17 protein-coding genes are annotated in these 21,753 nt (G+C 36.7%); 4 read left to right on the plus strand and 13 right to left on the minus strand.

Annotated features, from left to right (window positions below):
• The 7 genes from CFS04_RS11375 to CFS04_RS11405 form a co-directional block, all read right to left on the minus strand.
• On the minus strand, positions 1-774 hold the full coding sequence (locus CFS04_RS11375; protein WP_088810808.1) for a glycosyltransferase family 2 protein: 774 nt from the start codon (positions 772-774) through the stop codon (positions 1-3).
• Positions 761-2,176, minus strand: a complete 1,416-nt coding sequence (locus CFS04_RS11380) for an O-antigen ligase (protein ID WP_088810809.1) — start codon at positions 2,174-2,176, stop codon at positions 761-763. Before CFS04_RS11380 ends, CFS04_RS11375 begins: the two co-directional genes overlap by 14 nt.
• Positions 2,163-2,891, minus strand: coding sequence for a CpsD/CapB family tyrosine-protein kinase (locus CFS04_RS11385; RefSeq protein WP_088810810.1), 729 nt, complete (start codon positions 2,889-2,891; stop codon positions 2,163-2,165). The genes CFS04_RS11380 and CFS04_RS11385 overlap by 14 nt, the downstream gene beginning before the upstream one ends.
• Complete coding sequence (locus CFS04_RS11390) at positions 2,891-3,559, minus strand: YveK family protein (RefSeq protein WP_088810811.1); 669 nt, start codon at positions 3,557-3,559, stop codon at positions 2,891-2,893. The genes CFS04_RS11385 and CFS04_RS11390 overlap by 1 nt, the downstream gene beginning before the upstream one ends.
• 4 nt (positions 3,560-3,563) lie before the next feature.
• Entirely contained in the window at positions 3,564-4,718 is a 1,155-nt protein-coding gene (locus CFS04_RS11395) for a glycosyltransferase family 4 protein (RefSeq protein ID WP_088810812.1), read from the minus strand.
• A gap of 19 nt (positions 4,719-4,737) precedes the next feature.
• Positions 4,738-5,280, minus strand: coding sequence for a DUF4352 domain-containing protein (locus CFS04_RS11400; RefSeq protein WP_088810813.1), 543 nt, complete (start codon positions 5,278-5,280; stop codon positions 4,738-4,740).
• Between the two features lie 72 nt (positions 5,281-5,352).
• Positions 5,353-7,935, minus strand: coding sequence for an Ig-like domain-containing protein (locus tag CFS04_RS11405; protein ID WP_088810814.1), 2,583 nt, complete (start codon positions 7,933-7,935; stop codon positions 5,353-5,355).
• A 416-nt stretch (positions 7,936-8,351) separates the two neighbouring features.
• Between CFS04_RS11405 and CFS04_RS11410 the strand changes: the two genes are divergently transcribed.
• Positions 8,352-9,830 (plus strand): helix-turn-helix domain-containing protein, encoded by a 1,479-nt coding sequence (locus CFS04_RS11410; RefSeq protein WP_088810815.1) that lies wholly within the window; start codon positions 8,352-8,354, stop codon positions 9,828-9,830.
• 100 nt (positions 9,831-9,930) lie between these two features.
• A complete protein-coding gene (locus tag CFS04_RS11415) occupies positions 9,931-10,170 on the plus strand; it encodes a hypothetical protein (RefSeq protein ID WP_088810816.1) in 240 nt (79 codons plus the stop codon).
• Between the two features lie 80 nt (positions 10,171-10,250).
• On the opposite strand, the gene CFS04_RS11420 is transcribed toward CFS04_RS11415, so the two are convergent.
• Together CFS04_RS11420 and CFS04_RS11425 are read right to left on the minus strand one after the other, a co-directional pair.
• Positions 10,251-12,914, minus strand: coding sequence for a collagen binding domain-containing protein (locus CFS04_RS11420; protein ID WP_088810817.1), 2,664 nt, complete (start codon positions 12,912-12,914; stop codon positions 10,251-10,253).
• 191 nt (positions 12,915-13,105) lie between these two features.
• A complete protein-coding gene (locus tag CFS04_RS11425) occupies positions 13,106-13,816 on the minus strand; it encodes an EAL domain-containing protein (protein WP_088810818.1) in 711 nt (236 codons plus the stop codon).
• 177 nt (positions 13,817-13,993) lie between these two features.
• On the opposite strand from CFS04_RS11425, the gene CFS04_RS11430 reads away from it, so the two are divergent.
• Positions 13,994-15,508 (plus strand): helix-turn-helix domain-containing protein, encoded by a 1,515-nt coding sequence (locus CFS04_RS11430; RefSeq protein WP_088810819.1) that lies wholly within the window; start codon positions 13,994-13,996, stop codon positions 15,506-15,508.
• A 42-nt stretch (positions 15,509-15,550) separates the two neighbouring features.
• Here CFS04_RS11430 and CFS04_RS11435 read toward each other — a convergent pair whose 3' ends face one another.
• Positions 15,551-16,291: an EAL domain-containing protein gene (locus CFS04_RS11435; RefSeq protein ID WP_088810820.1), complete on the minus strand. Its 741-nt coding sequence runs from the start codon at positions 16,289-16,291 to the stop codon at positions 15,551-15,553.
• Positions 16,292-16,469: 178 nt separating this feature from the next.
• Between CFS04_RS11435 and CFS04_RS11440 the strand changes: the two genes are divergently transcribed.
• Positions 16,470-18,755, plus strand: coding sequence for a bifunctional metallophosphatase/5'-nucleotidase (locus CFS04_RS11440; RefSeq protein ID WP_088810821.1), 2,286 nt, complete (start codon positions 16,470-16,472; stop codon positions 18,753-18,755).
• 44 nt (positions 18,756-18,799) lie between these two features.
• Here CFS04_RS11440 and CFS04_RS11445 read toward each other — a convergent pair whose 3' ends face one another.
• The 3 genes from CFS04_RS11445 to CFS04_RS11455 all read right to left on the minus strand — a co-directional run bounded on the left by CFS04_RS11445 (position 18,800) and on the right by CFS04_RS11455 (position 21,746).
• Positions 18,800-19,579 carry a PAS domain-containing protein gene (locus tag CFS04_RS11445; protein ID WP_088810822.1) on the minus strand — a complete coding sequence of 260 codons (780 nt, stop codon included), beginning with the start codon at positions 19,577-19,579 and terminating at the stop codon, positions 18,800-18,802.
• 73 nt (positions 19,580-19,652) lie between these two features.
• A complete protein-coding gene (locus tag CFS04_RS11450; RefSeq protein ID WP_088810823.1) occupies positions 19,653-20,138 on the minus strand; it encodes a tetratricopeptide repeat protein in 486 nt (161 codons plus the stop codon).
• A gap of 159 nt (positions 20,139-20,297) precedes the next feature.
• Positions 20,298-21,746: a PTS transporter subunit EIIC gene (locus tag CFS04_RS11455; RefSeq protein WP_088810824.1), complete on the minus strand. Its 1,449-nt coding sequence runs from the start codon at positions 21,744-21,746 to the stop codon at positions 20,298-20,300.
• Between the last annotated feature and the right edge of the window lie 7 nt (positions 21,747-21,753).

Below are 21,753 nucleotides of genomic sequence, written 5' to 3' on the forward strand. Positions count from 1 at the left end.
CTATCTTATTGTTTTCACTGATCCCCCTGTACGCAAATGCTTAAAAAATCCATTCCATACGTAACAAGGAAAATAAATTAACGATTGTAAAAAAGATAATTTTTGATTCTCTCTATAAACTAACCAAATTTGTTTAGCCATGTGTAATTTGTTATTTGACAGAGAAGAGGTGTTACCTTTTCGGTAATAGGCAAGCGATTCTGTAAGTCCTGCCACTTTATGACCTTCTCTTAATATAGAAAGCCATGTTGCAGTATCTTCCGCTCCCCCTAAATTTGGCATTTCTATTTTTCCTGTTTTCTCTATATCAATAATCACCGTAAGACAACCAATAATCGTATTCTTGAGTAGTTGTCTGTACGAAATGTTCTCTGGAATAGTCACACGCCCGGTGACCTTTTCACCCGCAGCATCCATCACTTCATAAGCTGTATAGCTAAGTGCTAGTTCCCTATCTTCCATAAATTGAATTTGTTTCTCCAACTTATCAACTTTCCACAAGTCATCACTATCTAAAAAAGCGACATATTTTCCTAAAGCTTGTTTAAGCCCCTGGTTTCTTGCGGCTGCTACACCAACATTTTCTTTCAATTCAATTACCTTCACTCGTTCGTCTTGGTAGCCCCTCACAAGATTTACTGTTTGATCTTGTGAACAATCATCAATAACTAATAACTCAAAATTTTGATAGGTTTGGAGCATGACGCTATTTATGGAAGACTCGATATGTTCTTCTGCATTGTGTGCCGGCATAATAATACTAACTAGTACCAAAATCTGATTCTCCTTTATTAAAGTAATAAATATTCAGCATGCTTATAGCAAGACCGATTCCCAAACTAAGGTGACGCTTATCAATTGAATTACTGAGTCCAATACTTGCTGAGAAAAAGCTCATTAAGACTAATAGAACAACAATACCCACTAGATTAAAGCCATTTTCTAAAATATACTTTACACCATAAAAAAGAATAAGCCCGAAAAATATAAGTAAAGGAATGAATGTAAGCAACCCACCGTTTGCCAAAGCCTCTAACCAGTAGTTATGCGCTGAAAAATAATTGTCTTCCCACCGTTCATAGCCATACATGTAATAGTCTAGTTTTACTGGCAGAATCCCTGCCCCCATGCCATTGAATTTCGATTCCTTTATTAATTTCCAAGATAATTTATACATCTCCATGCGGTCGCTTGTTGACCCTCCTTTTTCATTAAAAGCTTTCGAAATGATAGATATAATCTTACTAATAAAGTCAGAGCGAGAGAATGTAAGTAACAACATCCCTGCCATTAACCCAACATAAATGCTTATTAGTGACCACACTTTCGACCATGCAAGCAAGAAAATAAATAGTTCAGCTAAAATAATTACCATTGAAAGTCGTGAATAGGTCATAATGACAAGATATAGTGCAAGCGACGACACTAAAACAATGGATGTAATTCGTAGCCAACTCATTTTAATCCGCGTGAGGGTGAAAATTACGAATGGTAATAGTATTGTGATTTCGGAGGCAAAATCATTTGTATTTAGTAAAAATCCTGTAGGTTGAAATTGACTGGTTGTAGTTTCATAATAGTAGCTTCCGGAACGCGATAAATGAATTCCTGTTAATACTTCAAAGATTCCCAAACCTAAAATACCAATGTAGACAATTGTTAACAAGTTACTAAACAGATGGAACCTTTTAGTATCATTAATGTAATACACACAGAGAAAGATGACATACAACCACTCAAACGTAAAATATAAGTACCGAATACTTAAACTCATATCTGGTGTCCAAAACAGCGTAATTGTCATGCCCGAAAGAAACAATACAAAGGCTATAAAAAACCATTTTACATATTTCAATCGTTGCCAATCTTTTTTTTGCGTCACACAAAATAAGATAAAGTGTACAGGAATTAGAAGTCGAAACAAAAAAATATTCTCACTACCGGGGATCCCTAAATAAGACCCAAAAAAACCAGCAAATAATATAACAAAACTTAAAACATTTGTTATTTTGTCATAATTGATTTTGAAAACCACAGGAATAACAAGTAAAAATAACAGCGAAATTAAATATCCATATGGCATGAAAATACAAATCTCTAAAATTACAATTGCTGCGATAATAAATAGCAACAGCATTAAATGAAATTTATTTTTCCATAAATTAGTAGTAAGCATAGGTGCTTTTATCTTTCTTGTTATATTGGTGACCGTTTAATATCGCTCCAATTAATGGCGTTCCTGAACTATCTACATATGCTTTAATTTCTTCAATTTCTCCAATTTTCGTAACGCCCTCTCGCACTACGAATACTACACCATCGCAGAGAGAGGCGATAATCCGGCCATCAGCTAGAACACGAATAGGAGGTGTATCAATTAAAATAATGTCATACATATCGTCAAGTTTTTCCAGTAACCCTCTAAAACCCTCTGAACTTATAATTTCAAGCGGATTAGGAGGCAAAGGACCTGTTGGCATAAAATGAAAATCATCTTCAATGTCAAAAATACTTTGGCTTAGCAAATCAGGATTTTGCATAACCGTCATCAGTCCATTATTTCTATCAAATGATAGTTGACGTGTCAGACGAGGTCTATGCAAATCCATATCCATTAGGAGTACTTTTTTCCCTTGTCTTGCTATTTCTTGGGCTATATTACTTATACAAAAAGTCTTTCCTTCACCTTTGTTAGCAGAAGTAAACATTATGCGTTTATGCTTTTTTTGAGCTAAAAACGAGAGTTGTAAACTTACTTGAATAGCCCGAATCTTTTCGGCCTCAAACGTCTTCTCTCCCCGTTTATAAAGCAATAATTTCTCTTTAGGCTTAAAAACATTTAGGTCACCTTTTGGATTTATAGGATGTAGTTTAATTTTTTGGTTGAACATTAGTTATCTATCCCTTCTATATACGGTATATCCCCAAGGAAAGTTATTTCTAAATCCGTTAAGGCTTCTTTATGGCGGATGACACTGTCATAACTAATTTGAAGTAAAACTACGACAACGGCTAAACCTAAACCGAGCCCAGCTGCCAAAATATATTTAGTGACATTAGTAACGGTTTGCGCTGTATCAGCTTTTTCTAAGATGATGATATTAGTACCATTAAAAAGCTTTGGAAAATCTTTCTGCGCAACTTCGGCTATACCATTTGCAATTTTTTGAGCCACTTTTGGATCACCATCAGTAACACTAATTGTGTAAACCAATGAATTTGTATTACTTTTAATAGTGATTTTATCTGCTAATTCCGCAGTAGAGATATCCCATTTATTCATCTTAATGACTTCTTGCAATGTACGACTACTCGCAATTGTTGTGCTATACGTATCAGCTAACTGAATAGAGGATCTTACATTATCTGACGTTTGAGATGCATTTTCAGTATTTGCTGGTGTAGCTAATAATTGTGTAGAAGTTGAATAAGTAGGTTTCACTAAAAAATGCGTAGTTAAAAATGTTAAAGCAACTAAAACTAGGGGGATGATAATAAACCAGAACCACAATTTTTTTAAACTGTCGAAGAACTGATTAATCGATTTTACATGTATCATTTTCTTAATTCTCCATCTCTTTATATTGATAAACATTTACCAATAATTTTTTCGCTTCCATCTCCCAGTTATAGTTCATCTCATAAGCATGACGGCCATTCAAACCTTCTTGCAAATATTTTTCTCTATTTTCAGCTCGTTTTTCTACAATGTTCACTAGTTTTTTAATATTGAACGGTGAACTAGTTTCTCCGCATTGATGTTTTTCTATAAAACTTTCCCAGTCTGGCAAATTAGTAGCCAAAATCGGTAAGGAAGCTGCCATATATTCATATAATTTTGTTGCCATCGAATTTCTATGATTCGGAATGTCATGTAATAGGCATAGTCCTAAATCAGCTGTACTGTATGCTTTCCAAATCTCTGGATAGGGAACTCGACCATACAACGTTACTACTTTTTCTAAATTGCATTTTTTTAAATATTCTTTAATTTCCATCTGTAGACTTTTAGTTATTGGACCCAATAACTCCAAACGATACTTGCTTGGAGATCCATTTTCCAAAGCATTCATAAGTTTTAACATCTCCCAAATTCCTCGCTCAGCGGTTATACTTCCTACATAAATCAATGTAAACGGCTTTATATCAATCTTTTTTCCTATCCGCTCAACATACACCGGAAAGTTATAAACAGAAGTGACACGCCTCTCTTCTAGATGAACGTAGTCATCACGATAAGATGCTTCAGCTAAAATGATATGATCACAGTAGCTCATGGTATATTTTTCCATGCCTAAAACCAGCTTTTTTAAAGGCTTTCTCAAAAAAGCAGGTATCCAGCTTTTTGTTTCAATATCTTTAGGGAAGTTTTCATGCATATCATAAATGAACTTTGAACCCATGGGTTTAACTTTCTTTAACTTTGGAAAAAGTATGAGCAGTTCGGGATCATGGATGTGATAATATTTAGCATCAGATTGCTTCGCCGCTTTATACAGCCTACGCCACCTAAAAACACGTGATAATTTCGATTTGCTTTCTGGTAAAACATGAATATTAATTCCCGGATATGTTTGCAATTGCATCCCATTATCAATTGCAAAGAAATCAACTTCAAATCCAGCTTTTGCTAAAGATAGTGCTTCTTTATAAAAAATCCGCGTATCATTCCAAACATGAACCGAACTGAACATCATTACTTTATTTTCTTTAACCATTCATTTTTCCCTTCCCTTTTTATTTAGAAACTGAGCCCAACTTCCATTCGATTTTCACATTATTATCATTGTTGATGGGGCTATATACTAGTGTATAGTTATCTGTTTGATTTTCAGGGATTGCAAAGTATGCATTACCAGTTAATTCTTTACCTGCTTCAATCATTTCTCCAAAGCTATCGTGGTAGCCGTAAGTCTTGATTTTATCGCCACTTCCAGTTTGTAAATAGAAGTCCCCTGCACCAACACCAAAGCTCATGTTCGTTTTATTTTTGATATTCATTTCGATAACTGTTAACTTTTTACCTTTTTCATTAAAAGTATCATCTTGTTTGTAAGTAAATTTCTTAGGCGTCATTTCAATGTCTTGCATAACTTTTGTTTTATTTAATTCTGAAGCGCTTTTTTCTGTAGTCTTTTTGCTTGTAGAAGTTGTTTTTGCATCAGCTGTTTTATCAGTTGCTGAATCACTGCTATTATTAGTAGAACTGCATCCTACTACTGTCACTGCTAGCATCGCTACTACCATTGTTGTAAATAAAAATTTTAAAACTTTTTTCATTTTATTCCTTCCTCACTCATTAAAAATATCCTCCCTTCTTCTTTTAGAAAGAAGAAGGGATTCTATTATAAATTATTTTGTTTCTTTAACTGTTGCACGAGCTAATTCTTTACCATTTGAAGTTTGTCCAGACACTTCAAGTTTACGCCCTGTATAATCTGCCGCATAAACTTTGAATGTACCATTTTGTAGATCAACCTGACCGTTACGTGTTTCTTTGCCATCTACGAACAATACTACTTTTTGGATTCCACCATCAAATGAACCAATAACACAGCCTTCATTCGCTGTTGCTACGAAATCTTTAGCAGTAATTGTCGATTTTTGGATAACATTAACTTTTTGTTTATACTCAATGCCACCTACTGTTGTCAAAACATACACATCTTGATCAACACTTGTTACAATGTCTTGTGCCCAGATTTCAAACGTTTTATCCGCAGTGTTTACTTGACCATTTCTACGTTGACCATCGACAATTAGCTCAATCTTCGTTACACCAGTACCTTCATAACTACCTGTAACTAAGCCTTCACCAATAGTATAATCTAATGGTTTCAACACTACTTCTTCACCTAAAACTGTGCTTGTTGCTTCACTTGTAGTCCAGTTTTCATCTTTAGCAACTACTTTAAAGGCATTACCAATAACATTCATATTTTTATTGTCGTTCACATAAATTGCATATGTTCCGTCTGCTTTCACTGGAACTTGTTTGATGAATTGATTATCTTTGTCGTATGCAGTTACATATTGCGCACCAACAGCAGTACCTGTCACAGTGCCTGTCCCAACATAATAAGGATCAATTGTTGGTTTTGCAAGATTTTTACGTTCTCTTACCGTATCACGATTAGAGCCTTTTCCACCGTGTCCATCAGATGCTTCAACTGTGAAATAGTTACCCACTGTATGCATTAATTCATTATCATTGACATATACGGAGTATGTTCCGTCTTCATTAACTGGAACTTCACGGATTTTTTTACCTTCGTGGTCATATACAGTAATTGTAGTTGCACCTTTTGGAGCTGTACCTTTTACATAACCTGCATTTACAAGATACGGATTGATAGTTGGCGCACCAAGTTTTCTTGGTAATACAACAGAGTTTTCAGAGCTTTCACTTGAACCTGCTTTTGCTACAACCGTAAATACATTCCCTACATTATGCATTTTATCGCTATTGTTTACATATGCACTATATGTGCCGTCTTCGTTAACTGGTACTTTATTAATTGGATTTCCTGAAGTATCAGCAGAATCATAAATCCAAATTTCTGTTGCGCCTTCTGGAGCTGTACCTGTAACAAATCCATCATTCACAATATAATCATCAATAGTTGGTTTTTCTAAATTTACTACTTCTTCAGTAACGATTGTAGTATCGCTTGATGATTGATCACCTAAAGTTGCTACAGCTTCTACTACTGTTCCTACTTCTTGTGTAGGAATATCAATACTGAAATTACCATTACTATCAACTTTTCCAGAACCGATAACTTTGTCGCCTACTTTAATTTCAATATCTGCATTTGGTTCAGCTGTACCAGTTGCTTTTGTAGAAGTAGTTGTCAAATCATTAAGAGTTGTTTGAATCATATCTCCTTCGTTAGCACCTGGACGGTTATCCCAAGAGATAGTTTTACTCTTAATTGGAAGTAATGAACCACCGCTCAAAAGACTAGACGATAATCTATCCTTCTTAGTTTCATAACCTTTAACTAAGAATTTATATTTGTTTTTCTTTTCAATTTGTTTTCCAGTATCTTGTTGCCATTTTTGAATATCAAATCTTAAGTCTAGTGTATTCCATAGAGCAGAAAAAGTTCCATCATAATTTGCTGTACGGTAAATTAATGTTTTATTGTCTTTATTGTAAACTATTGCATCATCATATTCTTTGTCTTTCCAAGAATTCAAATATGTGTAATGCTTTTGCGTGTTGTGTTTCACTTCTTTAAGTTGACCACTTTCAATAATATAATAGTTTACATTTTGTGTTGAATATCTTTCACGATTCCAAAGTAACCAACCCTCATCAATCGTTGTTGTTCTAGAAATCGAACTCATTTGAGGACTATCAGAACCTTCTGTACCATCATAAACTAAATAGTCATACCAATCGTCACTATCGAAGAATTCGTAGAATGCTGGATCTAAAGTGATTTCATTGTGCATTCTAATACGTTCAGTAGCTAATGAATCTGAAAAAGCAGTCCATGCAGCTGTGTGTAGGTTTAAATAATTACCATTTAAACTAGTTTTTCCGATGTTTCTAGCTCCATCAAAGCTTGCTGCATAGTAAAGACTTGCTGAACGTGATGATGCATTATTTTCATCTTCTTCTGTTGCTTCTTCATTTTTTATAGCTTGGCTTTTCTCATTTGACTCAGTAGCTGTTGCTTTATTGTCTTCTGCTGATGTTTCTTTTTCGCTAGTAGATCCTTCAGAGACTTGAATGCCGTCATTTGCTGTTGCTTCTTTATCCGCTGTTACTTGGATATTTTCATCTAGAACTTCCTCTGCGCTCGCAGCTAATGGCAATGCTGTTGTGATAACTTGACCTGCAACTAAGAGAATTGCAGTCCCTTTGATTAAACCTTTTTTCATTAATTCTTCTCCTTTGAATGTAAGTTTTTTGTCAGCAATCATTTGTCCAATTAACTCCCAAGATATATCGTCTTGAAGTTATATAGTCAAGATGCAATAATTACCGAATCTTTCTTTTTGAGAACTCTTAGATGTAAACTTATTTTTTGAGTCAGTAAAATGACTTAGTGCTTGAGTTTCCATTTGCTGCAGCAATAACCAATTGGCGACTCAACGTTTATTAGTATAATTCTAAATCTAGTCTCTAAAAAATCAAAAAATCAAATATTAAAAGCAACTTTTTGCGTAAAAAATTTTACTAAGGTTTATAAATCTAATTTGAAGCCTTTGTCATTACCATAAAAAAAATATCAAAACAAACAAAAAGGCACTTTTTATTTCTCGAATTTTGTTTTTTCCCACTTACTCACTATGTTTTAATACATGATACAGCTAATATTTCACGAGGGGGATTTAACATGCTAATTGGATTAGATTTATTTGACGCGAATATCGAACTTGAATGGAATCTATTGGAAATTCTTAGAAAGGAAGATAGGTGGTTTACTACGGAAGAGCTTGCCGCAAAGTTAGAAAAAACACCTGCTTTAATACTTAAATCTATCTCTCTTCTGAAAGATAATCTTGCAGACTTTAACAACAATCGAATTCAACTACATATATCAAAAGGACGCGGAGTCTATCTTGAGATACAAGAGAGCAATATAGATTTTGGGCTTTTTCTAATCTATTTAACTTCAAATACAACGATGTACAAGCTATTTTACAGTATTTTTACTGAGACATTTATTTCAACTAAAAAATTTGCGTACGAAAATTTCCTGAGCGAAACTACCGTTAGAAGGCAGATAACAAAGATGCGTGAAGCTATTACGCCCTATCACCTCTCTTTTACTCGAAGCGAAGTTAATGTTATTGGTGACGAAATTCAAATCCGTTTCTTTATGAATATGGCATTTTGGAGACTGTTTGCGGGAAAAGCATGGCCGTTCTCACAAGTTGATGAGAAACATTTACAATATGTAGTAACTAGACTGCTACAAAAAATAAATCTTGAATTAAATCTTGTACAGAAGCAGCAAATTATCTATTTCCTTGCTATTGGTACTATAAGACGCCGGAATGGGCATTATATTCCTTTTAATCCTAGTTGGGAGGAGCTTCTAACAAACAATAGCGGCTATTCCCTCTTCAAAAAGCATATTTCAGAATTCACACCTACTATTAAATTACACGATGGAGAAATCGCTTTTCTTTACTTCTTGATGATTATCCAAAGTAAGACACCCCAAATCACACCTTTGCTTCTATCAAATTATAGAACCAATCATGTAAACAACTCCCGCTTGTTTCGAGCAAATAAACTTTTCATTGAAAAGTTTGAGGCTGAATTTTCCCCCATTCCCAATGCTAAAAAGAGATTATTTACGTTAACTGCCTTTTCCGACCATTTATTCGCAAGTCTCACAACTAATTTTTCAACAGGAATCAGTGGTTCTAAGTTCTTACCTTATACGCAAAATAAGTTAGTTAATTTGAAAAATAAAATCGATTATCTACTTGATACATTATACGAAGAAAGTCATGACTCTATTTTTCTTGAAAAGAAATATTTAGCACCTAAATATGCCCTTCTTTTAAATTTATTTTCATCCTTACATATTTTCGAACGTGAAATTAAGGTGCGGCTTGAAACAGATATGTCATATATTATGAACAAAAGTATCATTCACGAACTAAAAGCGGCATTTGTAAATAAATTTAATTTGCGTTTTATTGAGGTTGAAAGTGACGAAGAAGCTGACTTGATTTTAACGAATATTCCACTTGAAAGATTGATAAATCATCATGTCCACTCAAAAATTGTTTCTATTCATCGTAAACTAGCGCCCCGTGATTTAACTCTAATCAATTCCGCTTTAGAAAAACTGAACTAAAATCAAAAAAACAACTCCTATAATTGTCTTTTTGACATTTTCTAGACATCTTGCTGTTTTATAATAAAATCTGGAAGAATATTATAGAAGGAGTAAAAAAATGACTTTTATTAACCCTTGGGATGAACGATTCATTTATAAAATTCAGTTCACTCTCCCTAGCCAGCCAGAACGCCTTTTCACTCGAACAATTATAGAAAAAGATTTGTTTGATGAAGAAACAATAACTAAACGATGGCTTCGTGTATTTCCTGAAACCCGCGTTGAAAATGTTTATTTTACAAACGAAGCAATGGAAATGAATGAGCGAAAATATAAAGCCCTTATCAATAAGAAATAATTACTCCCCCCCCTTTTTTTAAGTTTAGAAAGGGGGGATTTTTATAAAAAAACAGTAAGCCTTATTCAGGCTTACTGTTTTTACGCACGTTTTCTCTTAATAATTTGGATAGCTATGGCAATTAAGATTGCACCAAGAATGACTGAAAATCCAATCCAATCTCCTGTGCTCGGAAGCTTATTATTCCCTGATTCATCTGGTTTCCCTGGCTTAGACGGTTCTTTAGTTCCTAAGTCTTTTTCATTGTACTTGACTAATTCAATAACAGTCTCATAGTTACTTTCTGTAATTTCGAAATCAACAGGTTCACTATTAAGAATATATCCATCTTTTGCCTCTGTTTCAATAAATGAATATTTGCCTAGAGCCAGATTTTTAACTTGAATTTTCCCATCATTATCTGTAACGAGATTACTAATTACAACTCTTCCGTCCGCATCCAACAGTTTAAAATGTGTTTTACTTAATGCTTCTTTTGTATCCTTATCGAGCTTCTCAAGCTGAACTGTACCTAACATCTCATCATTCAGCTTAATAAGTTCTATTGTCGTATCGTAATTGTCTTTCGTAATTTCAAACTCAACAGGCTCACTATTTAAAATGTATCCATCTTTTGCCTCAGTTTCAATAAATGAATATTTGCCTAGCTTTAGATTCTCTACAAAAATTTGGCCAAGTTCATTTGTTACTAGGTTCTCTTGTACCACATTGCCCTGTTCGTCCACTAAGTTAAAGCTTACATCACTCAATTCTTTTTTATTCCGGCTATCTTTTTTAGTTAGTTGAACGGATCCGAGCATTTCTGTATTATCAATAGTGATTTCAACCGTTTCACTTTTCTCACTACTAATAGTCACATTATGTGCAGATTCATCCAATACATAGTTATCAGGCGCTTTAGTTTCTATCAATTCATAATTTCCTGGCAAGAGGTTTTCAAATAGATATTCTCCATTCTCATCAGTTGTTCCTGTATAAACCTCTCCGCTTTCAGATTCCAGTTTAAATTCTGCACCTTTTAATTTTTCACCAGTAGCTCCGTCTTGCTTAATGACCTTAAGTGCCCCTTTTATTAATTTATTTTCCTTTTGTAATTCTATAGGGGTAATGCTATTATTTGTCACCTCAAAATTGATAGGTGTACTATCTAGCTCGTAGCCATCCGGCGCCTCTGTTTCAACTAAATAATAGTTTCCTGGCAATAAATCAAGAAAAGTTAATTCTCCATTTTCATTTGTTATACCAGTTTGGATAAGCTGATTATCGCTATTAAACAAGTTGAATTTTGCTCCTGCAAGAAGGTTGCCAGTTTCTCCGACTTTCTTCAAGATGACTGTTCCATCAATTTTCTTTGTGGTTACTGTATTTGAATTATAATTAATTCCATTTAGATTTATTTGTCCCGTATTAGATACACTATCACCTGGATTTAAAGCAGAGGTATTAACTTCAAAACTTACACTTTGGCGTTCACCAATTGGAATATCTTCCTTTACAGTTAGTGTTAGGAGGTTATCTTGCTCTGTAATTTCAAACATCTCACTATTCTCCGTAATCCCAACATACACTAAACGATCATCTAATTTATCCGTGAACGTTTGTCCTGCTTTGATTGTTCCTGTAATAGAAGCGAGTGTCAATGTATAGGTAAGTTTTGTATCGTTCTTAGTTACTACTGTTTTATCCACAGATTTATTTAGGACTTTATTAAAATTATCATTCCCATTAAGTCTAGCTAAAACTGTATCTGATTTTGTGACTTCATCACTAGTAAGCGTAGCTGTGTTCTTATAAATATCTAGATTTTCAGTGACATTAACTTTGTATTCAATCAAATATGAGTCAGCCATACCAACATGATTAAATGTGACTTTTAATTCTTGAGTGTTTGCATTAAATGAAATATTATCTTTAAATTGGCTCGTTACGTATGTTCTTGAATCATCCTCATTAACACGAATAATCCTAATACCATCTACAGTTGATGAATCCGTTGCAATAACCCCATCTGTTAATCGTGGATTTGGATCCACCTGCAAACCTTGCGGGATTGTATCATTAACTGTAACATTGTTTAATTCAGCAGTCTGAAAAGGATTCACTGCTAAATGATATGTGTTATAACGTGATTGCGTCGTATTAAGTAATCCCACACCGTTCGAATCGACAGACCCTTTCCACCATTTCTCAAATGGAGACGGTTCTCCGCCTTCACTTGGCTTAATAGAAACTGTTTTAGAAACCTCTTGCCCATTATATTCTACTTTAAATGTTTGCTCTGGGTTAATTGTCGTATCTGGCCTCATCAACGGAGCTTGGAAAACTATATTAAACGAGGCAGACCATGCACCATTTTCACTAAATTCTGGGTTAGGTCTAACATAAACTACCATATAATCCGAATCGCTTGCTGAAGGGTTTTCTAAACTAACAAATTCAAAGGCACCTTCCTCTGAATGTAAGTCCTCCACATCACCTGCCGAAAATATTTCTCTAGGTATCGATACTGCAATAAGACCATTTTCATCTACAATCGCTCCTGCATCCGCACTTAATGTTACTTGTAAGTTTACTTGCTCTTGACTACCAATCGGATCATTAACATCTAATGAAATCCCTATATTTCCCACTTTATTCTGGAAATCAGCTTCTGTATCATTCTGCGCTGCGATACCAGTCCCTGAAAGAAACGTAGAAAACATAACAAGACACGCTATCACTATCATTGCTATTTTCTTACTCACATTATTCATCTCCTTTTTGTAATTTAACTTTCATCAATTACAATCCTATATATTAATAGAATCAATGTTATTCTATTAAAGTTTCAATACAATTAGGAGCCAAGATTACGCTTTTTAAAAGACGGAATTTGGTTTCTCGCATCAGAATGAATAATGTAAAAAAAAAAGATTTTAGCGATGCTAAAATCTTTTTATGAAACACATTCGTGAAGATTGGCCGGCTTATCCAGGAAATATCCCTGCTGCAAGTTCAAACCGATGCTTTGGAATTCTTCTGACATACTAAAATCCTCAATATTTTCTAATATGAATTGCTTTTTGCTTTGCACGGCAAAATTTTGCCATGCCTCTACAAATAATTTAGCCGTAGATAGTTTAAGATTACGCACTGAAAACTTAAATCCATCAACAACTGGTGTATAATAAGTAGCTCGCTCAAGACTATTAATGCCGCAACTAACATCGTCCAGCAAAATCTTATATCCCATAGATTTTAAAGAGGAGATTTTGCCGTATAAATAGGCATCAATTTCTTTCAATGTAAGGTGATGTTTATGCTCAGGTATTAGCATTAAATCTTCAGTGATTTCAATTGTTATATTATCGGAGTATTTACGTAACCGTTCCAACATTTGTAAAGTTTCAATATAAAAAAATTGTGTAGAATTGATATTTATGGAGACTGGGGCGAAGTTTAAATTTTTCAGTGCTTTTTCGACTTCATTTTGAAACCACTCCACAAAAAACGAATACTTTGTTTCCATAAATTCCTGTTGGAAAATTACTTCTGGAAATCCCCATCTTCCTTTTTCGAATTTTCTTAAAAGCAGCTCATACATGATAATTTCATCTTTGTCTATATCATGAATCTCCTGTACAAATAAACTATAATTTTTAAACATATCTCTACCCTCTTTTCCGTTTGTCTATAGTTTATTCTACAAGCTTTATGTTTAAACCGTAATCAGATTTCCATTTTTCAAACCATGCTTTTTGCAAAATTTCAATTAAAACAGGAAGATACATTTCATTCCTACTTTTAGTGGGTAAACACAATATTAGGGAGGAGTGATTAATTTATGAAAATCGGTATTGAGATATTCGACCAGACTGTGGAAAGTGAATTAGCTGTGCTAAGAATCCTTCGAAGTGAAAATCGTTGGTTTACTACTGAAGAAATTAGCGAGCTTTCAAAACTTAACACTACACAAACACTAAAAATCCTTAAGCGACTGATTAGTGATATGGAAGCTTTTGGAACAGATTATATGGAAGTCTTTTTTTCAAAAGGAAAAGGTGCTAGGTTCGTTACTAAGCGCGCTGATGCCAACCCTCGAAAGTTTCTTATTTTTTTGGTTGAAGAAACTATTGGTTTTAATTTGTTTACAGCTATTTACAATGAAGATTATACCTCTGCATCAAACTTCGCTATGGAGCACTTTGTTAGTGACGCAACTGTTCGGCGTCAACTTAATAAATTCAGAACTTCCATTCAACCTCTTGGACTTGATTTATCGCGGAGTGACGCAATATTAACAGGAGAAGAAACACAAATTAGATTATTTTTAAACATGGCCCTCTGGAAAATTTACGCTGGTGAAGGATGGCCATTTGAAGGGGTCAGCGAACAACGCATGGAATACATCGCAGAAAATATCCTCACTCATTCAGACTTAAACGTTACGCCCATTCAAAAAAGACAGCTCGTTTTCTTGCTTGCAATTGGCATCATTCGGAGAAGAAATAATCATTTTATTGAGTGTAAGGAATCTTGGCACGAATTAATTCAAAATAATGAAAGTTTTACTCATTTTAAAACATTGATATCTCCTTTTGCTTCATTTAGCGAGAGCCATCCTGGGGAAATTGCATTTTTATTTTTCTTACTTATCATTCAAAGCGAAAATATTCAAATTATTAAGTTCCTTGAGAAAAATTTTGAAGAGAATAAAAAAAATAATACCGTAGTCTATAGGGCTACTGAAAAACTTGAGGAAAAGTTACAAAAATATATTGCGCCCGTGCCTGAAGAATTGCACAAGGTATTTTTACTAAATGCCTTTTCCTATCACCTCTTTGCACATATCTTCCATAATTTTTCAACAGATTTAAATGGCTATGACTACTCTATTATCATTGATTCTCCTTTCGGCAACCCTATCCTAACTCACTTGAAAAGCAATATTCAAGAGTTGATTAAAGAACTACGCACAGAAACAAATTTTTCTCTTTTTCAAGAAGAAAATTATTTGATTTCAAAATACGGTCTGCTGTTTAGTCTTCTAAATGCCCAAACTTCTTTTGAACCCTTAATTAAAATAAAAATCTCCACTGATTTACCCTTCCTTGTTAACTTGCGTTTAAAAGAAAGAATTTCAACTGTATTTAAAGATAGCTATAACATTGAATTTCTTGATGCGTCAGAAAGTAATCATGGAGATATTTTATTAACTAATATTACGCTTCCACGAGATGGTCCTGAATATAAACAAGTTCGGATAGCTTTTATAAATCGCATCCTAACTTTTAGAAATATTATCATGCTTAATCAAAACTTATATGAACTTTCACAAGAAAAAAAAGAGGACAAATGACCTCTTCAGATTGAAAAAAATTAGGAACTAATCTATCGTAGGTTAGTTCTTTTTCATATACTTCTTAATTGGCATCGGTCGCCCGTAATAATACCCTTGGAAATAATCGACGCCCATTTCACGTAAAATGGCAATTTCCGCTTCGGTTTCGATTCCTTCGGCGATAATTGGGCAGCCTAGGTCGTGGCTTAGATTGACAATCGCACGCATGATAATTCGCTGGCGCTCGTTCGTTTTAATCAGAGAGATGAAGCTTGGATCGATTTTAATGAAGTCAACTGGTAAGGCGCGCAAATAGGTGAGGGAGCTGTAGCCTTTGCCGAAATCATCGAGGCTAACTGTTGGGCCGAGCGACTTAATTTTCATTAAGTTGTGGCATGCTTCGGTGAGGTGGGTGATTTCTGTGCGTTCGACAATTTCGAGATTAAGTGCCCCGGGGTGTTTCATGGTCAGCCTAATCCGGTCATAGAGCGCATCCATGTAAGCATCGTCGATAACATCACTGGAAATAACATTGACCGAAATCGTATATTTTCCTTCAAAAGCATCAATTTGTTTCATAACAGTGTTTATAACGAAATTTTGCATGGTTCTTGCGGCCTTTTGCTTCGCCACTTCTCTGAAAAAATCAATTGGGGTCAAAATGCCTTTTTCTGTTTGCAGGCGAACTAAAGCTTCGAAGCCAACGATTTTTTCAGTCGTGGCCTCAACTTTGGGCTGATAGTAAACTAAATACTTTTCATTTCGCACGGCTTTCACAATTTCATTCGTTGAAATCTCCACTTCATCGCTTCCTTTCGGTTCTATTCTACTCTAAAAGCTGATTTTATAAAACAAATAACAAAAAATTGACGTAAATGATACATTTTACGGTTGTTGGTTTGATTTTGCTTTGATAAAATAAATTTAAGCGCATTTTTAGTTAGCGCTTACAAATCGCCTAGTGCGGAAAAGGGAGAGTATGATTGTGAAAAAAATAATGAGAAAAGTATCACACGTTTTACTCGCAGCAGGCTTAACACTTAGTTTTAGCTTACCAGTTGCAACTACAAATGCCCATGCGGCAGAAACAACTGTACCTATTCAACTTCTTGGCGTGAATGACTTTCACGGGGCGCTGAATACGACCTCAAAAGATGTGAACGGGGCAGCAATTGGGGGCGCAGATTATCTTTCGGCCAATCTTGATAAGGCGGAAGCTAGTTTTATCGCGGATAACCCGGGCGCATCAGCTGTGAACTCGCTTCGTGTTCAAGCTGGAGACATGGTGGGCGCTAGTCCGGCGGTTTCTGGCTTACTTCAAGATGAGCCGACGATGAAAGTTTTAAATGAAATGAACTTCAAAATTGGCACACTGGGAAATCACGAATTTGACGAAGGGCTCCCTGAATACAAACGGATTTTAGACGGCGTTTCCACTAATAAATTCGGACCGATTGTTGAAAATTATCCGCGTGTTAAAAGCGACATGCAAATTGTTGCCGCGAACGTGGTTAACAAGGGAACCGACACAGTCGCAGAAGGATTTAGTCCCTATGTGATTGAAGAAATTGGCGGCGTAAAAGTTGGCTTCATCGGCATCGTGACGACCGAAATTCCTAATCTTGTTTTAGCCGACTACATAAAAGACTACGACTTCCTAAACGAAGCTGACACAGTCGTAAAATATTCCAAAGTATTGCGGGATCAAGGCGTGAATGCGATTGTCGTGCTCTCTCACGTTCCAGCGCTTACGTCAGGAAATCCGACGAATCAAACGGATCAGACTGTGTCAGGCGACGCGGCAGCGATGATGGAAGCGGTGAACCAGAAGGATGCTAACAACTCAGTCGACATCGTTCTCGCAGGGCATAACCATCAATACACGAACGGCGTTGTTGGGAAAACACGCATCGTACAAAGCTATAACAACGGCAAGGCCTTTTCAAATGTAACAGGTGAACTTGATCCGGCGACGGGCGATTTTGTTAGCACACCAAACGCAAAAATCGAGTACAATTACCGCACGGGCACGCCTGATGCGACGGTTGCAGCCATTACTCAAGATGCTGCTGACCGAATTGCGTCCACCATCACCGAACCAATTGGACATACTGCAAACGGGACCATTTCCCGTGAAACCAATTTGGAGGGCGCAGCAATTGATACGAAAGAATCTGCACTCGGCAATTTAATTACCGATGCCCAGCGCTACATGGCGAAAAAAGCCGGCGTTGATGCCGATTTCGCGATGACAAATAATGGCGGCATTCGCGCTGACCTTATCACAACAGGCAACAATGAAATCACGTGGGGTGCGGCTCAAGCCGTTCAACCATTCGGAAATATTTTGCAAGTCGTCAAATTAAATGGCGCCACCATTCTTGAAGCACTCAACCAGCAGTATGGCAACGGCGAAAAATATTTCCTTCAGATTTCGGGATTAAAATATACGTACACGGATAATGCTGACCTAGACCAAGCTTACCGCGTTGTAAGCGCGACAACAGACGACGGCTCGCCACTTGACCCGAACAAAGAATACACCGTCATCATTAACGACTTCCTCTACGGCGGGGGTGACGGGTTCCAAGCTTTCACAAAAGGGCAACTTGTTTCAGCGATTGACCCCGACACCGAAACATTTATCAACTACATTAAAAATCAAACGGCAGAAGGAAAAGTCATTACAGCCGAAAAAGAAGGCCGTAAGACGTACAAAACAGCAGCGCAACTCGAAGAAGATGCCATTTCTGCTATAAAAAAGGCAACAAAATTCAACACTTTGGCTGAAAAGGATAAAACTTTTTCTGGCGTGACGCTTCCGGGGGCAACTGTCTCCGTCCAAAAAGGCGGTAACGCAAACCTACGTGCGGCAAACGATTTGACGGCGACAGCGGACGCAAATGGCGCCTTCCAAATTGACGTGTCAGCACTCGGCCTCAAAGCTCGCGATACGCTTTCTGTAGTCGTGACAGACACATCTGGCTACAGCACACCGTTTAGCGTGACCGTAGCTGCCGCAGCAACAGACCCTGGTGACGGCGCCATAACACCTACGCCCGAAAACCCAAGCCCAGATGGAACCACCCCAACTGTAACCCCTGACAAAAACCCATCTGGCGACAAAAACACCGTCCAAACGGGCGCAAATGCAGCAAGCAAACCTAGCAAGCTGCCAGAAACAGGTGACCTTGTCGGAATTGCATCGCTTATCGGCCTAATCCTAACTGGCACAGCCGTTTACGCATTGCGTCGCAAGCAATAAACCAAACAAAAAGAAGCCGTCGGGATATATCCCGACGGCTTCTTTTATTTCATTTCAAATTGTAATTCGCGCAGCGCCTGATAAACCGTAGCATAGAATTTCACTTCCTTGCGCCAAGCCTGATTAGAGGACCATTCTTGCACCAACTCCGAATTAAGTCCAGTCACAATCACTTGAATGCCCAAAAGTTGCAATTGCTTGCAAAAAGCGTGAATCGCTTGAATAAAGCCATCATAACCTTTTTGCGTGCCTGTAAAGTCAAACAGCAACGTTTCCACTTCTTTATCGTACAGCCATTGACTGCTTTTCTCACATAATAAATCGAAACTTTCTTCGCGAACATATCCACTCACTGGAAGAATCGCAATTTGTTTACTTAATAAAATAGTCGGCGGTTTTAATAGTTCAATAATTTCTTCATGGCGCTGAACTTCCTCACGCAGACGAACAATATCTGTGACATCTTTTTGCGTGCCGAAATAATAAAGATGCTCATTTTCGTCCCAAATGGGTTGAATCGTCAATTCATTATAGAAGGGTTCACCATTTTTTTTATAGTTTTTCACAATTTCCGTAACGCTCACTTTATTTTTAATCGCTTCAGAAATTCGGTTTAAAGCTTCAGGATTCGTATCTGCTCCTTGTAAATAAGCCCCGTTTTTACCAATTATTTCTTCTTTTGAGTACCCGGTTAATTTTTCAAAAGACTGATTCACAAAAATAAACGGTGTCCCAGAAATTTGAGGATCTGCGATGATGACGGAAGACGGGGATAAGCGCAAAGCTTTATACATAATACTAGCTGGAATTGGATAGTCTTTCATTGACAAAAGCCCCCTTTCCTACTTACTTTAACTCATTTTTTTACAAAAAGGAATTTTTAACGTAAAAAAATTATCATTTCCACACTCTATCTAGTTTATCCGCATAAAAAACAATCGCCTTTTTATACGCAATAATGGCTTCATCACTCGACGTTTCAGCCAATAAATGAAGCAGAATTTCCGCACTCTCAGAATGCCTTTCTAAATTGTGTAGCACCATCGCATAAAAAACGCTGAGCGCATAGTTATTTGGAAATTGTTGCCTGCCCTTTCGAATGACCTCTTCCGCGACATCATATTTCCCTAGCGCACGATAAGTACTGCCTAAACCTAAATACGCCTCAGCTAAATCTGCTCCACTTAAGCCATTTTGAATCGCTTTTTCGTAAAAAGCAATTGCCTCTTCTTCTTTTTCTAAAACATCAAAACTCCAAGCAACTTGGTATAAAACGTATGGATTTTCTGGCTCGGTTTCAAGTAACTTTAGCAGCAACTGATTCGACTTCTTCAAATTACCATTTTCTCTATCCCCTAGCGCCTCTTCTAACAACTTGTTCATATTCCTCACCTTTTTCACACAAATTGACGTTAAAATGCAATTTCCTCAAAGCTACCTTACCCTATTTTTCAACAAAAGTGAACAAATAACTAACATCCAGACCCTTTTTGGTCAAAAAAACCTTGCGTTCGATTCGGCGTGAACGCAAGGCTTTCAAATTTATTCTTCTACTGCTTCCATAGCATCTTTTGGCGTTCCAAAGAAATAAGTTAAAATGAAACCGCCAATGTAGGCTGAAAGTAGGCCGATGCAATATGCTCCCCACATATTATTTGCAATAAGTGGAATAAGCGCGACACCTGATGGTCCAATTGCGATGGCACCTACGTTACCAAACGCACCAATTACGGCACCGCCGATACCGCCGCCTAGACAGGCTGTAATGAACGGGCGTCCAAGTGGTACTGTTACCCCGTAGATAAGGGGTTCGCCAATTCCTAAAACTCCTACTGGTAATCCCCCTTTAATCATATTAACGAGAGGTTTATTTTTGCGGCAACGAATCCAAAGTGCAACGGATGCCCCAACTTGTCCGCCGCCTGCCATTGCAAGGATTGGAAGTAGCAATGTTGCACCTGTTTGAGCAATCATTTCAACATGAATCGGGGTTAACACTTGGTGAAGACCAAGCATGACCATTGGCAAGAACAATGTTCCTAGTACAAATCCGGCAAATACGCCGCCAACTTCGATTGTCCAATTGATACTAGATACTAATCCTTCTGAAATTAGCCCAGCAATTGGCATGATGACGAAGATTGTTATAAGACCAATAACGAGTAAGACGATGGTCGGTGTCACAATAATATCAATCGCATTCGGAATCACTTTACGCAATGCTTTTTCAAGTACACACATTAACCAGACGGCGAATAATACGCCGATAATTCCGCCTTGTCCTGCTACAACAGGGTCACCTGTGAAAATATTTGTAATGACATGGCCTTCTGCAAGACCAGAGAGCATTGTCACACCAGCTATTCCCCCACCTAGAACGGGAGTACCGCCGAACTCGTTCGCTGTGTTTATCCCAACATAAATAGATAAGAAAAAGAAAATACCTTTATTAATTACAGTTAAAATATCAACGTACTGTGTCCATGTGCCGGCATCTAAGTTACCAGCGACGATGTTATTCGCTATAAGAGCGGCAATTCCGGCGATAAGTCCGGCACCGACAAAACCTGGAATTAGCGGTACAAAAATATTTGAAATCGATTTCAATAAACGTTTAAAACCAGACGTATTATTTTGTTTCGCTTTCATGTTCGCTTTTGTTGCTGCCGCTTTTTCTTCTACTAACTCTTTACCAGATTTTTTAGCGCCGTCTAAGTTTTCATTAATCATTTCGCCAATTTTAACACCGGCATCTTCGGCCATTGCGGCAGCCACTTTGTTAACGACTCCCGGCCCGACGATAATTTGAAGCGTGTCGTCTTCTACAACACCTAAAACGCCGGGTACTTTTTTCAAACCTTCGAGATTTACTTCTTCCGGATTTCTAATGCCTAAGCGAACACGCGTCATACAGTGCGCGATTCGCGATACATTGTCCATGCCACCTACATTTTCAAAAATCTTTTTACCAATTTCTGCTTCTTTTGACATCTGACTC

Origin of the sequence: Listeria sp. ILCC796, assembly GCF_900186175.1 — a bacterium.
Lineage (GTDB): Bacteria > Bacillota > Bacilli > Lactobacillales > Listeriaceae > Listeria > Listeria goaensis.